Source organism: Enterobacter cloacae complex sp. ESBL7 (assembly GCF_041679625.1).
GTDB lineage: Bacteria > Pseudomonadota > Gammaproteobacteria > Enterobacterales > Enterobacteriaceae > Enterobacter > Enterobacter asburiae_B.
Genome location: NZ_JBGORN010000002.1, coordinates 247,772 through 268,349, shown reverse-complemented (window position 1 = coordinate 268,349; position 20,578 = coordinate 247,772). Strand labels below are relative to the sequence as shown.

Below are 20,578 nucleotides of genomic sequence, written 5' to 3'. Positions count from 1 at the left end.
CGGATTAAAGAATTAAATCAGAAGCGGTCAATAATCGTTTTAATTTCCTCCAGGGTATTCGCCTGATGCAGTTTCTCCATATCCTCGTCGCTGGAAAATAATTCTGCGAGTGCGGATATCATTTCGATATGGCTATGTTTATCCGGTGCCGCGAGCATAATAATTACATCGACAGGGTCAAACTCACCGGCACCAAACGAGACGCCCTGTTTTAGTTTTAATAAAGACAACCCCAGTCCTTTGGCGCCTTCCTCCGGCCGCGCATGCGGCATCGCCAGCCCTGGTGCCAGCACATAATAGGGTCCTAACGCGTGGTGCTGCTGGATGATGGCCGTGACGTATTCAGGCTCAATCACCTGCAAATCCAGAAGCGGCTTCGCGCACAGCTCCAGCGCCTGCGGCCAGTTTTCCACGCTATCCTGCAGCGTGATGGTTGTATCATATATCCATTTTTTGAGCACTTTTCACTCCCGCTACACGCTAAAGATGAGCAAACTTTATTCAACACATCGCTGGATGACTGCGATCGCGATCACAAAGATAGCGCTACCAATCGTTAACATGCAGAAATGTGATAGCGCTATCAAATTGCAATCACGGCGCTAAATCACAGCAAAAAAAGGGATTTAAGGCGTATACTGCCTGTCACGTGAAGCGAAGGAAATGAAGAACGCGTCTGGTCAGCAGGAAGGTGTATGTCTCTAACCCGAAAACGGCGCAGTACCGGTAAAGTGACACTCGCCGATGTCGCACAGCTTGCCGGTGTGGGCACGATGACCGTGTCCCGTGCACTCCGCACGCCCGAACAGGTTTCCGATAAATTACGAGAAAAAATTGAAGCTGCCGTGCAGGAGCTGGGCTATATGCCTAATCTTGCGGCCAGCGCGCTGGCCTCGGCGTCGTCATGGACGATAGCCATGGTGGTGCCTAACCTCTCCGAAGCCGGCTGCTCGGAGATGTTCGCCGGGCTACAGCAGGTGCTACAGCCTGCGGGGTATCAGATCATGCTGGCTGAATCCCAGCATCGCCTGGAGCAGGAGGAGAAATTGCTGGAGACGCTGCTGGCATCGAATATTGCCGCCGCAATCCTGCTCAGCGTTGAACATACCGATACCGTTCGCCACTGGCTGAAAAACGCCTCTATTCCGGTGATGGAAATGGGTGCCATGCGCGCCGACCCGATCGATATGAATATCGGGATTGATAACGTAGCGGCCATGTATGAACTCACGGAAATGGTGATTAAGCGCGGCTACCAAAATATAGGCCTGCTGTGCGCCAACCAGGAGCAGTGGATTTTCCAGCAGCATCTGCAGGGCTGGTACAAAGCCATGCTTCGCCACCATATGTCGCCGAACCGGGTCATTAACGCGGCGATGCCGCCGAGCTTCTCGACCGGCGCGGCACAGCTGCCTGAATTCCTGCTGGCGTGGCCGGAGCTGGATGCGCTGGTGTGCGTCTCTGACGAGCTGGCCTGCGGGGCGCTGTATGAGTGTCAGCGCAGACGAATCAAGGTGCCGGACGATCTGGCGGTGGTAGGCTTTGGCGATAGCGACGTGAGCCGCGTCTGTCAGCCGCCGCTGACGACGATGGCGGTGCCGCATCGTAAGATTGGAATTGAAGCCGGGAAAGCGTTGCTGGAGCGTCTGAATGACGGTGACTGGCGCGATCAAAAGCCCATCGCGTCCAGTCTGTGTCTGAGAGAGAGTTGCTGATTACTCAGCCTCTTCCTCTTTCTCTGATTTGGTCGATTCGTTTTTGGCGTTGCGGGTCATCCACAGCGCCAGCGCTTTTAACGAATCCGGCGTGAACTCGTCGCAGCGCGCGGTGATCTCTTCCGGCGTCATCCAGCTGACTTCACTCACCTCTTCTTCCTGCAGAGCGAACGGGCCGTGGGAGACGCAGCTAAACAGCCCGCCCCAGACTCGGCAGTTTTCGTCTTCGAAATAGAACTGACCGTGCTCGGCAAACGGCACACCGGCGATGCCTAACTCTTCTTCTGCTTCGCGACGTGCGGAATCCAGCAGCACTTCATCTGCCTGAACAACACCGCCAGCGGTGGCATCCAGCATACCCGGGAGAAAATCTTTGGTGTCCGTGCGGCGCTGGACCAGAATTTTGCCCATACCGTCGTGCACAACGATGTATGTTGCGCGGTGACGCAGACGCTCCGCACGCATTTGTTCGCGGCTGGCCTGCGCGATCACTTCATTCTCTTCGCTGACAATGTCAACCCACTCTGTACTTGCCAAATGACTCTGCTCCACCATCGGGAAACCTTCTCTTCTAAGCGCTCTTTCGGCGCGTTTGCAGTTGAGGTGTAACTTACGGATTAATCGCTACCTGCGCAATAACTTGCTGATCATTAAGTGCGATAACGCTCAGGGTATTTCCATCCAGCATGCCATAGCTCGCAGGATAACCGCCTTTCGGTATGCTGACCGAACCCGGATTGAAGTGATAAATCTCACCGCGTTTTTCAGCAACCGGAATATGAGTATGACCGTAAACCAGGACATCGCCAGCCGCGAGCGCCGGGAGATTATCCGGGCTAAAAAGATGCCCGTGCGTCAGGAACAGGCGGTTTTGTTCCAGCAGCACCTGTTGCCATGGCGCGGTAAGGGGAAAATGCAGCAGCATCTGGTCCACCTCGCTGTCGCAGTTGCCGCGAACGGCAATGATGCGCGAGGCGTACGGGTTGAGCTTTTCCGCGACCTGCGCCGGGGCGTAGCCCTCCGGCAGCGCGTTGCGCGGGCCGTGGTTGAGGACATCCCCCAGAATAATCAGCCACTGCGCGCCGCTTTGTGCAAACAGGGAAAGAACACGCTCGGTAGCGGGCAGCGATCCATGGATATCCGACGCAAACATCAGTTTCATCAGTCACTCCTCGGGAAAACAGACTGCCCCCATCATACCTGAAGCGTCAGGGCTTATCAGCCCGCGCGCCTGGCAGATAGTGCCACATAGCGCTGCACGGAGGCGCGTTGCCACTGAAACGCGGCATAATCCACCAGCAGCTGCGGCACCTCATCGCCGTTGAGGATCAGGCGGTTTAGCATCAACGCCAGATCGGCGTCGGCGATGCACCACTCGCCGAACAGGTTCGGGTTGCCATGGGCGAGCAGCGAGGTGGCGGTTTCAATCAGTTTTTGCGCGCTTTCACGGCCTTCTGCGCTGAGCGCTGGCTTTTTGACCCCGGCAAACGCGACGTCCGTTGAGCGTTCCACGCGAATCGGCACCAGATCGCTCCGCAGCCACGCCTGGATCTGCCGCGCCCGCGCGCGTTTTTGCAGATCGTGAGGATAAATGCGCTCCCACTCAGGCGGCGCGAACCGATCTTCCAGATATTCATCGATCGCCGACGATTCGCTCAGGGCAAAACCGCCGATCTCCAGCACCGGCACGCGTCGGGTCAGGTCGTAGCCCTGCCACTGCGGTTTGAGATGTTCACCGCCGTCAAGATCGACGGTCTTCAGCGTAAAAGTGAGCCCTTTTTCGGCCAGCGCAACGTATACGCTCATAACATAGGGAGAAAAGAAATTCGCATCGGACCACAACGTGATGACGGGCTGGTTCATAACATCCTCATAGGCTGATCGGTTTTTACTCAACATATAATCTCTTTGCCCCGCTGTCACTTGATGAAAACTCACGATTTACAACAACCACCTATACTCATTTGTCATGGCACCGCTATTCGCATGGACAGGAGTTAAGAATGATCGATCTTTATTACGCCCCTACCCCAAACGGCCATAAGATCACCCTTTTTCTTGAAGAAGCCGAGCTGGATTACAGGATCATTCGCGTGGATATCAGCAAAGGCGATCAGTTCAGCCCTCTCTTTCTGGCTATCTCGCCGAATAATAAAATCCCGGCCATTATTGATAACCACCCGGCGGACGGAGGCAGGCCGCTGAGCCTGTTTGAGTCCGGTGAGATTTTGCTCTACCTGGCGGAGAAAACCGGCAAACTGCTGAGCGGCGAACTGCGCGAGCGTCACCATACCCTGCAATGGCTCTTCTGGCAGGCGAGCGGGCTGGGGCCCATGCTGGGGCAAAATCATCATTTTACCGCTTACGCCCCGCAGCCCATTCCCTACGCGATCGAACGCTATCAGGTTGAGACTCAACGGCTGTATGACGTTCTGAACCGTCGGCTGAAGAAAACGCCGTGGCTCGGGGGCGATCATTACAGTATTGCCGATATCGCCTGCTGGCCTTGGGTGAATACGCATGAAAAACACCGAATTGACCTGGCCGCTTACCCGGCGGTGAATAACTGGTTTGAGCGCATTCGGACCCGCCCGGCCACCGAGCGGGCGATGCAAAAAATCCAGCAGATTTAACCCTCTATGAGGCTGGGTGCCCGCGAGCCTCTCATGTATGATGAGCAGGAAATACTGACACGGAGAAGACCTGCAATGTCACAGCCAGACGCTATTATTCGCATAAAAAATTTACGCTTGCGCACCTTCATCGGCATCAAAGAGGAAGAGATCGCCAACCGTCAGGATATTGTCATTAACGTGGTAATTCACTATCCCGCAGACAAAGCGCGGGCCAGCGAAGACATCAACGACGCGCTGAACTACCGCACAATTACCAAAAACATCATTCAGTACGTGGAGAATAACCGCTTCTCTCTGCTGGAAAAATTAACTCAGGATGTGCTCGATATCGCACGCGAACATCACTGGGTCACTTATGCTGAAGTTGAGATCGATAAACTTCACGCCCTGCGCTACGCCGATTCCGTCTCCATGACGCTAAGCTGGCGACGCCAGGCGTAATCCTGGAGGTTGTATGAAGATTTTGCTGACCGGCGGCACGGGCCTTATTGGTCGTCACCTCATTGCGCGTCTGCAGGCCTTGCATCACGACATTACCGTGGTCACGCGCAGCCCGGAGAAAGCGCGCCAGGTGCTCGGGGCGGGTATCGATATCTGGAAAAATCTGGCCGAGCAGCAAAATCTGGACGGCTTCGACGCCGTCATTAACCTCGCGGGGGAACCCATCGCCGATAAGCGCTGGACGGAAGAGCAAAAACAGCTGTTATGCAGCAGCCGGTGGAACATCACCGAAAAGCTGGTCGAGCTGATCCGCAATAGCCACACGCCGCCTTCGGTGCTGATTTCAGGTTCAGCAGTGGGCTATTACGGCGATCTCGGCGAGGTGGTGGTGACCGAGGAAGAGCCGCCGCATAACGAGTTTACCCATAAGCTCTGCGCCCAGTGGGAGCGTATCGCCTGCGCGGCGCAGAGCGATCGTACCCGCGTCTGCCTGCTGCGGACCGGCGTCGTGCTTGCGCCGAAGGGCGGCATTCTGGCGAAGATGCTTCCCCCTTTCCGGCTTGGACTCGGTGGGCCGATCGGTAATGGCCGTCAGTATCTGGCCTGGATCCATATCGACGATATGGTCAACGGTATTCTCTGGCTGCTGGATAACGATCTGCGCGGGCCGTTTAACATGGTTGCGCCGTATCCGGTGCGTAACGAACAGTTCGCCCACGCGCTGGGTCATGCCCTGCACCGCCCGGCGATTTTGCGCGTGCCTGCCACGGTCATTCGCCTGATGATGGGGGAAGCCTCTGTGCTGGTATTAGGCGGACAGCGGGCGCTGCCAAAACGGCTGGAAGCGGCCGGGTTTGCGTTCCGCTGGTATGAATTAGAAGAGGCGCTGGGGGATGTGGTGCGGTGAATATGTTACAGTGACAGGCCATGTTCCGAAGATATGGCGTAACAATGGCAACGATCACCACTCCCCGGCTTCACCTCACCCCTTTCGAACCCACTGACTGGGCCTTCTTCCGCTCGCTGCGTGAAGATCGCAGCATCATGCGCTACATGGCCGCCATCGCGCCGGAAAAAGAGACCCGACGCACGTTTGCCGCACGCCTGATGGCGGAGCATGTCTTTGTGATCCGCTCTCTGGAGGACGATACGCCGCTGGGCGATATCGGCCTGCAAATCAGCCCTGAGAATCGTGAAGAGGCCGATATTGGCTATACGGTTGTGCCTGCCGCGCAGGGAAAAGGGATTGCCAGCGAGGCGCTGCGCGCGGTGTGCGATTACGCGTTTAACAAGACCAGCGTAAAAGCGATTAACGCATATGTGCTGGCGGACAACGGCGGTTCGGTGCGCGTGCTGGAGAAAGCAGGGTTTGTGCGTACGCAGGTGCTGGAAAAGGCGTATGAAATTGACGGCGTGCGCTATGACGACTGGGTGTATCGGCTGGAGTGCGGTGCGGCTTGATGCCCTCACCCCGGCCCTCTCCCACAGGGAGAGGGAGAACACCCAGTCCGTAGGCCCGGTAAGCGAAGCGCCACCGGGCGATTGGGCTGCACTGCGGTCTGATGCCCTCACCCCGCCCCTCTCCCACAGGGAGAGGGGGAAAGGCAAAACCTACTTCAACGACCCTTTCAGGAACTGCTGCAGGCGCGGGCTTTGCGGGTTCGCCAGCACCTCGTCCGGGTGGCCCTGCTCTTCAATTTTCCCCTGATGCAGGAAGATAACGTGGTTCGAGACGTTACGGGCGAAGCCCATCTCGTGCGTCACCACCACCATCGTTTTGCCCTCTTCGGCCAGCTTCTGCATGATGCGCAGCACTTCGCCAACGAGTTCCGGGTCCAGCGCGGAGGTCGGTTCGTCGAACAGCAGCACCTCCGGTTCCATCGCCAGCGCGCGGGCGATGGAGACGCGCTGCTGCTGACCGCCGGAGAGATGCACCGGGTATTTCATCTGCTGGCGCTCGTCGATACCCACTTTCGCCAGGTATTTCACCGCACGCTCGCGGGCTTCCTGCTTGCTCAGGCCCAGCACCTGAATCGGCGCTTCCATCACGTTCTCCAGCACCGTCATGTGGCTCCAGAGATTGAAGTGCTGGAACACCATCGTCAGGCGCGTACGCAGCAGGCGCAGCTGGTGCTTATCCGCGACCTTCAGCTGGCCGTCTTTATCACGGACCAGGTTAATATTCTGCCCGCTCACCACAATCGAGCCTTCGCTCGGTTTTTCGAGGAAGTTAATGCAGCGCAGGAAGGTACTTTTACCCGAGCCGGATGAGCCGATAATACTGATCACGTCGCCCGCATTCGCCTGCAGCGACACCCCTTTCAGCACTTCATGTTCGCCGTAGCGTTTGTGCAAATCAATAACGTTTAATTTGTTCTCAGCCATCATCTTTCTCAGTGCGTCGAAGAAGGTTTTATATGCTGCAACCAGCGTTTTTCAGCCTTACGGAACAGGCTAATCAAAACATAGGAGATAATTAAATAGAGCACCGCCGCAATGCCAAACGCGGTAAACGGCTGATAGGTCGCGGAGTTAATATCGCGCGCGATTTTGAGCAGATCCGGCACCGTCGCGGTAAAGGCGAGCGCGGTGGAGTGCAGCATCAAAATCACTTCGTTACTGTACGCCGGTAACGCGATACGCAGTGCCGACGGCAGAATAATGCAGCGATAAAGCTTCACCGAGGAAAAGCCGTACGCGCGCGCCGCTTCAATTTCACCGTAAGGGACAGAGCGAATTGCCCCGGCGAAAATCTCGGTGGTGTAGGCGCAGGTGTTGAGCGTCAACGCCAGCACCGTACAGTTCAGGCCGCTGCGGAAGAACGCATTCAGCATCTCAGTGCCTTTTACGATCTCAAGCGTATACATCCCCGAATAGAACACCAGCAGCTGCACGTACAGCGGCGTACCGCGAAACACGTAGGTAAACAGCCAGATCGGGAACTGGATAAATTTATTGTTCGACACGCGGCCAATGGCAAGAAACACCGCCAGAATGCCGCCCATCACCACGGAGGAGATCAGCAGCCAGAGCGTAATCGCCACGCCGGTAAAGCGGTAGCCATCCGTCCACAGCAGCGATTTCCAGTATTCCTGAATAATCTCAATCACAGGTCAGCCCTCTTCACACCCACGGAGTAGCGACGCTCGAGCAGAAGCAGCACACCATTGGAGGCGGTCGTAAAGACCAGATAAATCACGCCACAGACCACCGCAAAGTAGAACGGCTCCCAGGTGCTCTTGCCCGCCAGCTGAGTCGCTTTCACGACGTCTTCCAGACCGAGCAGCGAGACCAGCGCTGTCGCTTTGAGGATAACCTGCCAGTTGTTGCCGATACCCGGCAGCGCATAGCGCATCATGGCCGGGAACATAATCCGACGAAACGTTTGTGAAGAGGTAAAACCAAATGCGGTTGCCGCCTCAATGTGGCCTTTCGGCACGGCCATGTAGGCACCGCGGAAGGTTTCGGTGAAGTAGGCACCATAGATAAAACCGAGGGTAATAATACCGGCCACCATCGGGTCGATATCAATTTGTCCCATGCCCATCGCGTCCGTCACGCTGTTCAACGCAATCTGCAGACCGTAAAAGATCAGCAGCATCAGCACCAGATCGGGAACCCCGCGAATAAGCGTGGTGTAGCCTTCAAAAATAAGCGCCAGCGGTTTGTTAGCCGAAAGCTTCGCCCCTGCGCCCGCCAGACCTATCAGCACCGCCAGCACCACGGAGCTGATAGCCAGCTCAAGGGTGACAAGCGCGCCCTGTAAAATAACGCCAGAAAATCCGTACAGCATACCGCGAGCCCTGTCGTATCGTGAGTGGTGGAACCGTGTCTTTTCCCCTCCCAGCGAGGGAGGGGCCGCACGTTATTTGACGGGGCGATTAGCCGCCGTAAACATTAAAATCAAAGTACTTTTTCGCCAGCTTGTCATAGGTGCCGTCAGCGCGCATTTCAGCAAACGCTTTGTTCAGCGCCTCACGCAGCTCGTTGTCTTCTTTGCGCAGGCCCATACCGGTACCCACACCAAACAACTTCACGTCCTTAATGGACGGGCCGCCAAACTTGTAATCTTTACCCACCGGCGTTTTCAGGAAGCCTTCGCTTGCCGCGACTTCATCCTGGAATGCTGCATCAATTCGGCCTGCCGTCAGGTCAGCGTAGATATTTTCCTGGCCCTGATAGGAGACGATTTCAATCCCCTTCGGCGCCCAGTGTTCGTTGCCGTAGGTTTCCTGCGTGGTGCCCTGCAGCACGCCGACGCGTTTGCCTTTCAGGGACTCCAGCGTTGGCTGAATGTCAGAAGCTTTAGCCACCACCAGACGAGAATCGGCCGCGTAGAGTTTGTCGGTGAAGGCAATCTCCTGCTGGCGTTTTTCGGTGATGGAGAGCGAGGACATGATTACGTCGATTTTTTTCGCTTTCAGGGACGGGATCAGCGCATCCAGCGGGTTCTCAACGTAGGTACACTGTGCTTTGATGCGTTTGCACAGCTCATTGGCCAGATCGATGTCAAAACCGACCAGTTCACCCTTTGAATTCTTCGATTCGAACGGCGCATAGGTTGGATCGGTACCAATCCGAATTTTCTGCGGAATGGCTGCGAATGCCGCGGTGGCGCTGGAAAAGGCCAGTACCAGAGATAGTGACAACACGAGTTTTTTCATATTTGTCCTCAACAAACTGTCTTCATACGGGATTTTTACGACGACGGGGTGGTGCTAATGTGCCATTAATCCCCTCTTTCAGGCAAAGACTAATGCCCTTCAGTCGGGAATTTTTGCATTATAAATGCGTAAGTATGCACAAAGTGATCCAATACGGTGCAACAAATGCACCGCATTGGGTCAACCGCTCCCGCAACGCACCTTTGCAGTGCGTTAGCGTCAGGCATTATTCACCGTATACGTTGAAGTCGAAGTATTTCTTCGCCAGTTTGTCGTAAGTACCGTCTTTACGCAGCTCTGCAAAGGCTTTGTCAAAGGCGGCTTTCAGCTCGGTATCATCCTTACGCAGGCCAACACCGGTGCCGTCACCAAAGTATTTTTTGTCTTTTACCGACGGGCCCGCAAACGCATAGTCTTTACCCGCAGGCTGTTTCAGGAAGCCTTCGCTCGCGGCGACTTCATCCTGGAATGCCGCATCCAGACGGCCTGCGGCCAGGTCAGAGTAAATAAGATCCTGGTTCTGGTAAGCCACCACGTCTACGCCCTTCTCACGCCAGGTCGCATTGGCATAACCTTCCTGCGTCGACCCCTGAAGCACGCCAACATGCTTGCCTTTCAGCGAGTCGATGGTGGGCTTAATCGGGGAGCCTTTCGGCGCAATCAGGCGAGAATCCGCGGCGTAGAGCTTGTCAGAGAAGGCAATCTCCTGCTGGCGTTTTTCGGTGATGGAGAGAGAAGAGATAATGGCGTCGATTTTCTTGGCTTTCAGCGACGGGATTAACGCGTCAAAGTCGCTGCCCACCCATGTGCATTTCACCGCAATGCGTTTGCACATTTCATTTCCCAGATCGATATCAAACCCCACGAAATCGCCTTTCGCATCCTTGGAAGAGAATGGCGCGTAGGTTGCGTCTGTACCGATACGAACCGTCTGTGGAAGCGCTGCGTAGCTACCTGCTGCCGCACTTAACCCCACGAGCAAAGACAGAGCCAGAACCGTCTTCTTCATACATTTACCCTCAAGTACCGTGATTTTATTATGTATTGTGTTGTGTGTTGTGTTGCAGGCTTCATCTTGCAGGTCTTATGCCACATTGCCGTCTGGTCAAAACTTCGACGTTAAATATGTTAATAAAACGTTGCGATATTGCCTTAATGGTGAAAGATAGCAGGTCTGCCGAACGAACCGGAAAGAGAAAAAGGGAAAAAACGAATTAAATGTCGAGGATATGATCGCCGTTGCATAATTGCCCTGAAACAGGGCAACGTCTCTTTTCATGCACTCTGTTTGTGCACAGAATCAGGCCCCTTGCCAGCGGGTGAAGAGATCTTCGGGCAGGTCGATGTCAAACTGATCCAGCACGCGGTTAACGGTCTGATTAATCACGTCATCCAGCGAGGTCGGGCGATGATAAAACGCCGGAACCGGCGGCATGATGATGGCCCCAAGCTCGGCGGCCTGGGTCATTAAACGCAGATGACCGAGATGCAGCGGCGTTTCCCGCACGCAGAGCACAAGAGGACGACGCTCCTTCAGCACCACATCCGCCGCGCGCGTCACCAGGGTGTCGGTATAGCTGTTCACAATGCCGGAGAGCGTTTTAATTGAACAGGGCAGGATAACCATGCCGGCCGTTTTAAACGAGCCTGAGGAGATGCTGGCGGCGATATCACGGGCATCGTGAACCACGTCCGCCAGTGCCTGAACATCGCGCAGGGAGAGATCGGTTTCCAGAGAGAGGGTCTGCCGCGCCGCCTGGCTCATCACCAAATGGGTCTCGACTTCCGCCACGTTACGCAGAACCTGTAACAGACGTACGCCGTAGATCGCGCCGCTGGCGCCGCTGAGCCCAACAATGAGTCGTTTCATGATTTTCGCCCTTACTGATTTCAGGGCAGACTGTGCAGGATTTTGCGGGGAGTTGCAAGTGAGGGCATTCGCCCTCACCTGCCGGAGCATCAACCTTCGTTGTGCATCTCTAAGCTTTCAAGATCGTTCTGCATCTGAACGGCTTTCGCATCGTCGTTGCGCAGAGAATCAAGATAGTCGAGGTACTGCTGGTCAACGTCTTTGGTCACGTAAATACCGTTGAACACGGAACATTCAAACTGCTGGATTTCCGGGTTCTCGGCGCGCACCGCGTCGATGAGATCGTTCAGATCCTGGAAAATCAGGCCGTCGGCACCGATGATCTGGCGAATTTCATCCACTTCACGCCCGTGAGCGATCAGCTCGTTGGCGGTTGGCATATCGATGCCGTACACGTTCGGGAAGCGAATCTCCGGCGCAGCAGAGGCCAGGTAGACTTTCTTCGCACCCGCTTCGCGCGCCATCTCGATAATCTGCTCAGAGGTGGTGCCGCGAACGATGGAGTCATCCACCAGCAGAACGTTCTTGTCGCGGAATTCCGCGCGGTTGGCATTCAGCTTGCGGCGCACGGACTTACGGCGCAGGTGCTGGCCCGGCATGATAAAGGTGCGGCCAACGTAGCGGTTCTTCACGAAGCCCTGACGGTATGGCTTGTCCAGGATGCGGGCGATCTCCAGCGCGATATCGCAGGAGGTTTCCGGAATAGGAATAACCACGTCGATGTCAAGATCGTCCCACTCGCGGGCAATCTTCTCGCCCAGCTTGGTGCCCATGTTCACGCGCGCGCTGTAGACGGAAATCTTGTCGATGAAGGAATCCGGGCGGGCGAAGTAAACGTATTCAAACAGGCACGGGTTGCTGACCGGGTTATCGGCACACTGGCGGGTAAACAGCTGGCCCTTCTCGGTGATATAGACCGCTTCGCCCGGCGCAACGTCACGCAGGAACTCAAAGCCCAGGGTATCCAGCGCCACGCTCTCAGAGGCAACCATATATTCGGTACGGCCATCGCCAAGGTCGCGCTTGCCGAGCACCAGGGGACGAATGCCGTTTGGATCGCGGAAGGCTACCATGCCGTGACCGATAATCATCGCTACGCACGCGTACGCGCCGCGGATCTGGCGGTTGGTCGCGGCAATCGCAGCAAAGATGTTGTCTGCTTCCAGCGGGTAGTGACGGAAGTTATCCAGCTCGCTGGCGAACACATTGAGCAGGATTTCAGAATCAGAGGTGGTGTTAATGTGGCGACGTTTCTCTTCGAACAGCTTTTTACGCAGCTCATGCGCGTTGGTCAGGTTGCCGTTATGAGCAAGGGTGATGCCATACGGTGAGTTGACGTAGAAAGGCTGTGCCTCGGAGGCGCTGGAACTGCCAGCAGTAGGATAACGAACGTGACCGATCCCCATATTACCTTGCAGACGCTGCATATGGCGGGCTTCAAACACATCGTTTACCAGGCCATTCGCCTTGCGTAAACGGAAGCAGTTGTTTGCATCAATGGTGATGATACCCGCAGCATCCTGCCCACGGTGCTGAAGCACCGTTAACGCGTCATAAATCGACTGGTTTACCGGCATGAAACCGGCGATACCGACAATACCGCACATTCGTCTTTTCCTCGTTAAGCCACATCTCAGGGTTTATGCCCTGGGCAAAAAACTCGACGAGCTTTGCAGATAGTCAAAGAACCATCTGATGATGAAGCTGAACTCTGGAATGAGCTGCGATTTCTGCCAGTCTTCGCTTTTGGAGAACCCGGTGAAGGTATCCAGGAAGAACAGGATCGCGGCCACAATCAGCACGCCTCGTAACGCCCCGAAACAGATCCCGAGCACCCTGTCCGTTCCTGACAGACCGGTTTTCTCGACCAGCTGACCTATCACGTAATTCACGATAGCGCCGACAATCAGCGTTGCGATAAACAGCACCGCGATGGCAATTCCGTTTCGGACCAGTTCATCTTCAAAGCCCGTGAACCAGACAGACAGGTAAGTGTAGTAATGACTGGCAACAAAGAAAGCACAACCCCAGGTTACCAGCGATAACGCTTCACGAACAAAGCCACGGATCAGGCTAACCAGACAGGAAAAACCAATCACCGCAATGATGGCGTAATCAATCCAGACCATATGTGTCCCACGATTTAACGCCCTGTCATCCAGTTCGGGGCGAATTCTAACAGAAAAAGAAAACGTTTGCGTAGGGATTTCCTTCCCGCGCGTAAATAAAAAAGGCGCTGAAAAAATGTTCAACGCCACGGTCCATTTGACGTCTCTGTGGACGTCTGCTCCCCCTCACCCCGGCCCTCTCCCTCAAGGGAGAGGGAGCAAACCACTCCGAGGTTGGGTAAGATCTTATCAGTTCGCGCTGTAGCCCATCACCACACCGCTCAGGCCGGAGATCTGCTTCAGCTCGCCGAGCGAACCTTTAAGCTTATCTTTGGACGCTTCTGGCCCCACGAGGATACGGGTAATTTTACCCTGCACCGGCGTGGAAGGTGAAGTGTAAACACGATATCCCGCACTGCGCAGTTTGCTCACGACCTCGTTAACTTTGTCGGCGTTTTTCAGCGCGCCGAGCTGCACAACGTACGCTTTTCCGGTCGGTGCCGCGTCTTGTTTTGCCGGCGGTGGGGTTTCTGATGCGGCAGCCAGCTGCTCTGCGGCTTTATCCCGCTGCGGTTTCGGCTGCGGCTTCTCAACCGGCTTCGTTTTTTCAACGGGTTTAGGCTGCTCAACCGGCACCGGATCGATATCGCTGCTGCTCGCTGCCGCCAGACGAGACGGATCGAGCGACGGGGCGGCGGCATCGCCTGCGCGCACCTCTTCCGCCGCACCTTCCGGCGGCTGGGCAGGCAGCGCCTGCGTCGCCGCTGGCAGCATATCCGGCTCATCGCGGTCACCCGGTTTCGGCACCAGCGGAATAGCGGCAAACTCGTCCTGATAATGCTTTTTCTGCCCGTCGAGCAGACCCGGGAGAATAATCACCCCGAGCGCGACCAGCACAATGGTTCCTGTTAAACGGTTCTGAAACTTACTCGCCACCGGTTCTCCCCGCGTCCATCACTTCCATGACATGTGCCACCGTGTGGAATGAACCACACACCAGCACGGTATCTTCTGGTTTAGCATCCGCCATCGCGGCATGCCAGGCCTGCGCCACGCTACTATAGATTGCGCCTTTGCCGAGATGTTCCATCAACTGCTCAGCCGTCGCGCCGCGCGGCCCCTCCAGAGGAGCACAATACCAGCTATCGACCACAGTCTCCATGCAGGCCAGCGTACCGCCGATATCTTTATCATGAAGCATACCGATAACCGCCAGCACGCGCCCGGTTTTTGGTAACGATTTGAGACGTCCCGCGAGATACGCCGCCGCATGCGGGTTATGCGCCACGTCCAGAATCAGGCGCGGTGACTCGCTGACAACCTGGAAACGCCCGGGCAGAATTGCGCTCTGAATGCCGTCGCGAATTGCCTGCTCGCTGACCGCTAATCCGCTGGCGCGCAGAGCCGCCAGCGCGGTTGCTGCGTTCGGCTGCGGCACCTGCGGCACCGGCAGATTGTCCAGCGCGCCCTGGGCATCGCTGAAGCGCCAGCCGTTATCCTGAACCTCATACTGCCAGTCAACGCCGCGGCGCAGCAGACGCGCGCCCTTCTCATTTGCCACGTCAGCAATGGTGTGCGGCATGTCCGGCTCGCCGACCACGGCGGGTTTATTCGCCCGGAAAATACCGGCCTTCTCGAGGCCAATGCTTTCACGATCCGGTCCCAGCCAGTCGATATGGTCCAGCGCGATGCTGGTGACCACCGCCACGTCCGCATCCACCATATTGGTGGCATCAAGACGTCCTCCGAGGCCAACCTCAAGGATCACTACATCCAGCTGCGCCTGTTTGAACAGCCACAGCGCCGACAGGGTGCCGTATTCAAAATAGGTTAATGAGATCTCACCGCGTGCGGCTTCAATTTCCGCGAACGACGCCGTATGCGCCGATTCCGGCAGCTCGCTGTTCTGCACGCGAACCCGCTCGGTGTAGCGTACCAGGTGTGGAGAGCTGTAAACGCCTACCCTGTAACCCGCAGCCATCAGGACAGATTCCAGCGTGCGGCAGGTTGTGCCTTTACCGTTGGTACCCGCGACGGTGAACACGAAAGGTGCCGGTTTGAGCACATCAAGACGCGCGGCGACCTGGCTTACGCGCTCAAGCCCCATATCGATGGTTTTACTGTGCAGGTTTTCCAGATAAGAAAGCCACGCGGCCAGGGGCGACGTGGCTTGGGGAATGCTTTTATTTTCCATAATGCCCGGTTGTCATTAACAGATTAGAAAGCAAAAGGGCAGCGCCAACCGGCCCTGCCCTTTTCAGTTATCAGGCCTCGGGTTCCTGATCCGGTACCACCACGCCTTCGCGCGGCTCATCCGGGTTCGGCGCTGGCAGATTCATCAGCTTCGCCAGAATGCTCGCCAGCTTCAGGCGCATTTCCGGACGGCGGACGATCATATCGATAGCGCCTTTCTCAATGAGGAACTCACTGCGCTGGAAGCCCGGCGGCAGTTTTTCACGAACGGTTTGCTCGATAACGCGAGGACCCGCAAAGCCGATCAGCGCTTTTGGCTCAGCGATGTTCAGGTCGCCCAGCATCGCGAAGCTCGCGGAGACGCCGCCCATGGTTGGGTCGGTCAGCACGGAGATGTACGGAAGACCGCGCTCCTGCATTTTCGCCAGCGCAGCAGAGGTTTTCGCCATCTGCATCAGCGACATCAGCGCTTCCTGCATACGCGCGCCGCCGGAGGCTGAGAAGCAGATCAGCGGACAGTTGTCTTCCAGCGCCTGCTCAACGGCACGCACGAAGCGCGCACCGACCACGGAGCCCATTGAGCCGCCCATAAAGGAGAACTCAAAAGCAGCGGCGACAACCGGCATCTCATGCAGGGTGCCTTTCATGACGATCAGCGCGTCTTTCTCGCCGGTCTCTTTCTGTGCAGAGGCCAGACGATCTTTATATTTTTTGGAATCGCGGAACTTCAGCACGTCTTTTGGCTCAAGTTCGCTACCCAGCTCTACCAGAGAGCCTTCGTCCAGCAGGCTATGCAGGCGGTTGCGCGCCGACATACGCATATGGTGGTCACACTTCGGACACACCTCAAGGTTGCGCTCCAGCTCTGCGCGATACAGAACCTGACCGCAGCTATCACACTTCGTCCATACCCCTTCAGGAATGCTCGCTTTGCGCGTTGGGGTAATGTTGCTTTTAATTCGTTCAATCCAGCTCATTGATAACCTTTCTGCCTGAACCTGGTCGTATGCCAGTTTTGCTATAAGAGGCGAATAATGCCATTTTTGCCTCCAACAGACCATGAATGTTGCACATTAAAACATAACAGCCCGAAACTTTGGATAAAAAAGTGGTCGAACCGCCAGTGTGCATTTACTTCGCTTGTTTTGCCGCCGCACGTTTGTGACGAATGATTTCGATAACGCCAGGCAGTACGGAAAGCACAATAATCGCTACAATCAGTAACTTAAGGTTTTCCTGCACCACCGGGAGATCGCCAAACAGATAGCCTGCGTAGGTAAACAGCAGTACCCACAGCAGCGCGCCAACCACGTTGTATGCCGCAAAATGACGATAGGACATATGCCCCATTCCCGCCACAAACGGTGCAAATGTGCGCACGATAGGCACAAAACGCGCAAGGATAATGGTTTTCCCGCCATGGCGTTCATAAAACGCATGGGTTTTATCTAAATAGCTGCGACGGAAAATTTTCGAATCAGGATTGCTGAAAAGCCGCTCACCGAACACCCGTCCAATCGTATAGTTGACCGCATCACCGACAATGGCGGCAATCACCATCAGCACAACCATAAGATGCACGTTCAGATCGTTAGTGGGTAACGCCGATAGCGCCCCGGCAACGAACAGCAGTGAATCCCCTGGCAGGAATGGGGTAACGACCAGACCGGTTTCACAAAACAGAATGAGGAACAGAATGGCGTAAACCCAGACGCCATACTGCGCGACCAGCTCCGCCAGGTGAACATCAATATGCAGAATGAAATCAATCAGAAAACGTATTACGTCCATATTGTCTAAGCCCTAATTGCACCTTTGTTTAGTCCGCTAAAAACAGCGGGCCCATTGGCGGTTTCGGCAGGTCAAATCGATCCGGATAGTCTACTGAGACCAGATACAATCCTTCCGCTTTCGCCGTGGCTGCCGCAAGCGTTCTGTCCTTCGCTGCCAGCAGGTCTGCAATCCAGCTCTCCGGCTGGTGTCCGGCACCCACTTCCATCAGGCTGCCTACAATATTCCGAACCATATGATGTACAAAGGCATTGGCTTTGATATCCACCACCACATATGCGCCAAAACGGCTGACGTTTATGTGCATGACGTTGCGCCACGGCGTGCGGGACTGACACTGCACCGCACGAAACGACGTAAAGTCATTTTCACCAATCAGACACTGCGCCGCGCGATGCATACGTTCTGCATCAAGCGGTTCATAAAAATGCGTGACGCCCTGGCTTAACACCGCCGGACGCAGGCGCTGGTTGTAGATGACATAACGGTAGCGACGCGCCGTGGCGCTGAAGCGCGCGTGAAAATCATCCGGCACAGCTTTTACCCAACGCACCGCAATGTCACCAGGCAAATTCGCATTTACACCCAGCGTCCAGGCGGCATCCTTACGCACGGCGGTGGTTTCAAAGTGCACCACCTGTCCCGTGCCGTGAACTCCCGCGTCCGTACGTCCCGCGCACAGGACGTTAATCGGCTCGTTTGCCACCTGAGAGAGCGCTTTCTCCAGCTTCTCCTGGACGCTGCGCACCTCGTTCTGACGCTGCCAGCCATAATATTTACTGCCGTCGTACTCAATTCCGAGGGCAATTCTATGGACCGGCTTTTGTTCCACGTCTGACATCAGTACAGGTACTCCTGCACCAGTTTTTCAGCGATTTTGACCGCCATCAGCGCGCCGCCGAAGCGAACATTATCGGCAACGGACCAGAACTGAACCTGTTCCGGCATGCCGTAATCGTTACGCACGCAGCCAACGGAAAGATGCGCGCTGCCGGTGGCATCGCCAACCTGGGTCGGGAACTCGCTCTCTTCGGAGAGCACGATGTCTTCACCGCGGCCAAACGCGTCGCGCGCCTCTTCTGCCGCCAGCGGACGCAGGGCTTCAAAGCCAACCATCTGCGCGTGGCCGTAGAAGACTGGAGACTGCACGACGTTCGCGGAAATCATCAGGCCATCGTCCTGCAGAATTTTACGCACTTCATCGACGATACGACGCTCTTCGCGCACGGAGCCCTCGCGGTCCGGCAGCAGCGGCAGCATGTTGAACGCCAGCTGGCGGCCAAAGAAATCATCTTCGTCAATCGGGATACCGTTCAGCAGCTTCGCGCTCTGCCCGGCCAGGGCGTCAACGGCCTTTTTGCCGTTCGCAGACGCGGACAGCAGGCTGGTGACGGTAATACGCGACAGGCCGCCGTCGTCGATCAGCGGTTTCAGCGCGGTCAGCAGCTGGCTGGTGAGGCTGTTCGGAACCGCAATGACGTTACGGTTGCGGTAGTCAGCCAGCACAAACGGGTTCACGTCCGGCACCACCAGCGGCACATCCGGCTCCATTGAGAACAGACCGCTCAGGTCAATCACCAGGCAGCCAGCGTTGGTCGCCTCTTCAACGTACGCAGCCGTCGCTTCAGCCCCCGCGGCGAAAAACGCCAGCTGCGCCTGCGTCCAGTCGAACGCGGCCGCGTCCTGGACCATGACGGATTTACCGTTAAAACGCAGATGCTCACCTGCGCTGTCGGTACGGGCCAGCGCATAGATATCGCCCACCGGGAACTGACGCTCAGCAAGGGTTTCGAGCAGGGCTTCGCCCACGGCACCCGTGGCACCTAAAATGGCAATGTTCCAGCCTTCAGACATGGTGGTTTACTCCAGAAATAAAAAAGCGTCCCTGTCGGAGTATCCGACAGGGAGCATTAAGAAGACATTAATGCGCCGGGTGATGAACGGCGTTAAATCCCAGCTTATGCAGCAGCGTCGCCGACGGAGCGTCGTCGCATATTACATACAGGGAAGACCACTCGCGGCGCTCAACGTAGTTCTTGCGCAGCTTATCAAACTCACCCGGGATCCCCGCCACTTTACGCAGCAGCGCATCATCGCGGCGCACATCATACACCAAATGCACCAGCCTTTTCAGCGTTGCCTGATCGAGCGGACCGTGCAGGGTAATGCGGCCAAATTCAGGCGCGGGGAGTAAGGTATCCAGCGCCACCTGCTGCGGATGGCCGATAAAAGCGCTGTAGGCTTCGAAGACCTGCGTCGTGCCGCGCGCTTTCCCCTCGAGGGTATAACCGGCGATATGCGCCGTGCCCACGTCTACCTTGTTAAGCAGCTCAACGTCGAGATCCGGCTCCGGCTCCCAGACGTCCAGCACTACACTGAGGTCTTGTCCTTCGTTCAGGCATGTCAGCAGCGCGGCGTTATCTACCACCGGACCACGGCAGGCATTTATCAGAATAGTGCCAGCCTTCAGACGACGGATCAGCGCCTCGTCAGCAAGATGCAGCGACTTATACGGCCCCTCTTTAAACAGCGGCGTGTGGAACGTCAGCACGTCACACTGTTCAACCAGCTCATCCAGCGAGCGGAAATCCCCGTCATCGCCGTTATCTTTACGCGGTGGATCGCACAGCAGCGTGCGGATCCCTAACGCTTCAAGGCGCTTTTGCAGGCGCCCGCCGACGTTACCCACGCCGACAATCCCCACGGTGCGGTCCTTCAGCGCAAACCCGTCGCGCTCGGCCAGCATCAGCAGGGAGGAGAAAACGTATTCCACAACGGCAATGGCGTTACAGCCCGGCGCGGCGGAAAAACCGATTCCGGCCTGCTTCAGCCATTTATCATCCACATGATCGGTCCCTGCCGTTGCGGTTCCGACAAACTTAATCGCTTTACCGGCAAGCAACGCCTCATTTACTTTAGTCACCGAGCGCACCATCAGCGCGTCTGCGTCATCCAGTTCGTTGACCGGGATCGGGCGACCAGGGACAGCCTTAACGTTACCCAGGCGGCTAAACAGCTCACGGGCGTAAGGCATATTTTCATCAACGAGGATTTTCACGTCTGAGTACCTGTTTGAGAGGAAGAAAACCTGCCAAGTGTGCCATAATCTCGCCGCCAGGCATATATGTATGCCTGGTTTACGCTGAGTTTTGACTTTAAG

24 protein-coding genes are annotated in these 20,578 nt (G+C 56.1%); 5 read left to right on the top strand and 19 right to left on the bottom strand.

Annotation, left to right across the window (positions count from 1 at the left end; all coding sequences use genetic code 11):
* Nucleotides 1-17: 17 nt before the first annotated feature.
* Entirely contained in the window at nucleotides 18-461 is a 444-nt protein-coding gene (locus tag ACERY3_RS11420; RefSeq protein WP_023312549.1) for a PTS sugar transporter subunit IIA, read from the bottom strand.
* Nucleotides 462-695: 234 nt separating this feature from the next.
* On the opposite strand from ACERY3_RS11420, the gene ACERY3_RS11415 reads away from it, so the two are divergent.
* Nucleotides 696-1,715 (top strand): LacI family DNA-binding transcriptional regulator, encoded by a 1,020-nt coding sequence (locus tag ACERY3_RS11415; RefSeq protein ID WP_029741925.1) that lies wholly within the window; start codon nucleotides 696-698, stop codon nucleotides 1,713-1,715.
* Here ACERY3_RS11415 and yfcD read toward each other — a convergent pair whose 3' ends face one another.
* The 3 genes from yfcD to yfcF are packed head-to-tail and all read right to left on the bottom strand — an operon-like array spanning nucleotide 1,716 to nucleotide 3,578.
* Nucleotides 1,716-2,270 (bottom strand): NUDIX hydrolase YfcD, encoded by a 555-nt coding sequence (gene yfcD, locus ACERY3_RS11410; protein ID WP_023312551.1) that lies wholly within the window; start codon nucleotides 2,268-2,270, stop codon nucleotides 1,716-1,718. It lies immediately after the preceding gene.
* A gap of 55 nt (nucleotides 2,271-2,325) precedes the next feature.
* On the bottom strand, nucleotides 2,326-2,877 hold the full coding sequence (gene yfcE, locus ACERY3_RS11405) for a phosphodiesterase (protein ID WP_373225680.1): 552 nt from the start codon (nucleotides 2,875-2,877) through the stop codon (nucleotides 2,326-2,328).
* Between the two features lie 56 nt (nucleotides 2,878-2,933).
* The gene (gene yfcF, locus ACERY3_RS11400) at nucleotides 2,934-3,578 is read right to left on the bottom strand and encodes a glutathione transferase (RefSeq protein ID WP_373225678.1); all 645 of its coding nucleotides are present in this window, start codon (nucleotides 3,576-3,578) and stop codon (nucleotides 2,934-2,936) included.
* A gap of 140 nt (nucleotides 3,579-3,718) precedes the next feature.
* Here yfcF and yfcG point away from each other — a divergent pair, with 140 nt between their 5' ends.
* The 4 genes from yfcG to ACERY3_RS11380 all read left to right on the top strand — a co-directional run bounded on the left by yfcG (nucleotide 3,719) and on the right by ACERY3_RS11380 (nucleotide 6,253).
* Nucleotides 3,719-4,348: a GSH-dependent disulfide bond oxidoreductase gene (gene yfcG / locus ACERY3_RS11395; RefSeq protein WP_373225676.1), complete on the top strand. Its 630-nt coding sequence runs from the start codon at nucleotides 3,719-3,721 to the stop codon at nucleotides 4,346-4,348.
* Nucleotides 4,349-4,423: 75 nt separating this feature from the next.
* The gene (gene folX / locus ACERY3_RS11390; protein ID WP_023312555.1) at nucleotides 4,424-4,792 is read left to right on the top strand and encodes a dihydroneopterin triphosphate 2'-epimerase; all 369 of its coding nucleotides are present in this window, start codon (nucleotides 4,424-4,426) and stop codon (nucleotides 4,790-4,792) included.
* 13 nt (nucleotides 4,793-4,805) lie between these two features.
* Entirely contained in the window at nucleotides 4,806-5,699 is an 894-nt protein-coding gene (locus ACERY3_RS11385) for a TIGR01777 family oxidoreductase (RefSeq protein WP_033146089.1), read from the top strand.
* 44 nt (nucleotides 5,700-5,743) lie between these two features.
* Nucleotides 5,744-6,253 carry a GNAT family N-acetyltransferase gene (locus tag ACERY3_RS11380; protein WP_373225673.1) on the top strand — a complete coding sequence of 170 codons (510 nt, stop codon included), beginning with the start codon at nucleotides 5,744-5,746 and terminating at the stop codon, nucleotides 6,251-6,253.
* A 150-nt stretch (nucleotides 6,254-6,403) separates the two neighbouring features.
* On the opposite strand, the gene hisP is transcribed toward ACERY3_RS11380, so the two are convergent.
* The 15 genes from hisP to pdxB form a co-directional block, all read right to left on the bottom strand.
* Complete coding sequence (gene hisP / locus ACERY3_RS11375) at nucleotides 6,404-7,177, bottom strand: histidine ABC transporter ATP-binding protein HisP (RefSeq protein WP_023312558.1); 774 nt, start codon at nucleotides 7,175-7,177, stop codon at nucleotides 6,404-6,406.
* An 8-nt stretch (nucleotides 7,178-7,185) separates the two neighbouring features.
* Nucleotides 7,186-7,902, bottom strand: coding sequence for an ABC transporter permease (locus tag ACERY3_RS11370; RefSeq protein WP_008502590.1), 717 nt, complete (start codon nucleotides 7,900-7,902; stop codon nucleotides 7,186-7,188).
* Nucleotides 7,899-8,585, bottom strand: coding sequence for a histidine ABC transporter permease HisQ (locus tag ACERY3_RS11365; protein ID WP_023336422.1), 687 nt, complete (start codon nucleotides 8,583-8,585; stop codon nucleotides 7,899-7,901). The genes ACERY3_RS11370 and ACERY3_RS11365 overlap by 4 nt, the downstream gene beginning before the upstream one ends.
* Before the next feature lie 88 nt (nucleotides 8,586-8,673).
* Nucleotides 8,674-9,456, bottom strand: coding sequence for a histidine ABC transporter substrate-binding protein HisJ (hisJ, locus tag ACERY3_RS11360; RefSeq protein WP_023336423.1), 783 nt, complete (start codon nucleotides 9,454-9,456; stop codon nucleotides 8,674-8,676).
* 226 nt (nucleotides 9,457-9,682) lie between these two features.
* Entirely contained in the window at nucleotides 9,683-10,465 is a 783-nt protein-coding gene (gene argT / locus ACERY3_RS11355) for a lysine/arginine/ornithine ABC transporter substrate-binding protein ArgT (RefSeq protein WP_196354936.1), read from the bottom strand.
* 291 nt (nucleotides 10,466-10,756) lie between these two features.
* On the bottom strand, nucleotides 10,757-11,326 hold the full coding sequence (locus ACERY3_RS11350) for a UbiX family flavin prenyltransferase (RefSeq protein ID WP_029740194.1): 570 nt from the start codon (nucleotides 11,324-11,326) through the stop codon (nucleotides 10,757-10,759).
* An 89-nt stretch (nucleotides 11,327-11,415) separates the two neighbouring features.
* The gene (gene purF / locus ACERY3_RS11345) at nucleotides 11,416-12,933 is read right to left on the bottom strand and encodes an amidophosphoribosyltransferase (RefSeq protein ID WP_024908947.1); all 1,518 of its coding nucleotides are present in this window, start codon (nucleotides 12,931-12,933) and stop codon (nucleotides 11,416-11,418) included.
* A 33-nt stretch (nucleotides 12,934-12,966) separates the two neighbouring features.
* The gene (gene cvpA / locus ACERY3_RS11340) at nucleotides 12,967-13,455 is read right to left on the bottom strand and encodes a colicin V production protein (RefSeq protein WP_000262116.1); all 489 of its coding nucleotides are present in this window, start codon (nucleotides 13,453-13,455) and stop codon (nucleotides 12,967-12,969) included.
* 228 nt (nucleotides 13,456-13,683) lie between these two features.
* Nucleotides 13,684-14,370 carry a cell division protein DedD gene (gene dedD, locus ACERY3_RS11335; RefSeq protein WP_069303122.1) on the bottom strand — a complete coding sequence of 229 codons (687 nt, stop codon included), beginning with the start codon at nucleotides 14,368-14,370 and terminating at the stop codon, nucleotides 13,684-13,686.
* Nucleotides 14,360-15,628: a bifunctional tetrahydrofolate synthase/dihydrofolate synthase gene (folC, locus tag ACERY3_RS11330; RefSeq protein WP_373225668.1), complete on the bottom strand. Its 1,269-nt coding sequence runs from the start codon at nucleotides 15,626-15,628 to the stop codon at nucleotides 14,360-14,362. Before folC ends, dedD begins: the two co-directional genes overlap by 11 nt.
* A gap of 70 nt (nucleotides 15,629-15,698) precedes the next feature.
* Nucleotides 15,699-16,604 carry an acetyl-CoA carboxylase, carboxyltransferase subunit beta gene (accD, locus tag ACERY3_RS11325; protein ID WP_003861408.1) on the bottom strand — a complete coding sequence of 302 codons (906 nt, stop codon included), beginning with the start codon at nucleotides 16,602-16,604 and terminating at the stop codon, nucleotides 15,699-15,701.
* Nucleotides 16,605-16,758: 154 nt separating this feature from the next.
* Nucleotides 16,759-17,418 carry a DedA family protein gene (locus ACERY3_RS11320; RefSeq protein ID WP_039263236.1) on the bottom strand — a complete coding sequence of 220 codons (660 nt, stop codon included), beginning with the start codon at nucleotides 17,416-17,418 and terminating at the stop codon, nucleotides 16,759-16,761.
* 28 nt (nucleotides 17,419-17,446) lie between these two features.
* Entirely contained in the window at nucleotides 17,447-18,259 is an 813-nt protein-coding gene (gene truA / locus ACERY3_RS11315) for a tRNA pseudouridine(38-40) synthase TruA (protein WP_023312566.1), read from the bottom strand.
* On the bottom strand, nucleotides 18,259-19,272 hold the full coding sequence (locus ACERY3_RS11310; RefSeq protein WP_039263237.1) for an aspartate-semialdehyde dehydrogenase: 1,014 nt from the start codon (nucleotides 19,270-19,272) through the stop codon (nucleotides 18,259-18,261). The genes truA and ACERY3_RS11310 overlap by 1 nt, the downstream gene beginning before the upstream one ends.
* A 67-nt stretch (nucleotides 19,273-19,339) precedes the next feature.
* Nucleotides 19,340-20,476: a 4-phosphoerythronate dehydrogenase PdxB gene (gene pdxB / locus ACERY3_RS11305; protein ID WP_058841564.1), complete on the bottom strand. Its 1,137-nt coding sequence runs from the start codon at nucleotides 20,474-20,476 to the stop codon at nucleotides 19,340-19,342.
* Between the last annotated feature and the right edge of the window lie 102 nt (nucleotides 20,477-20,578).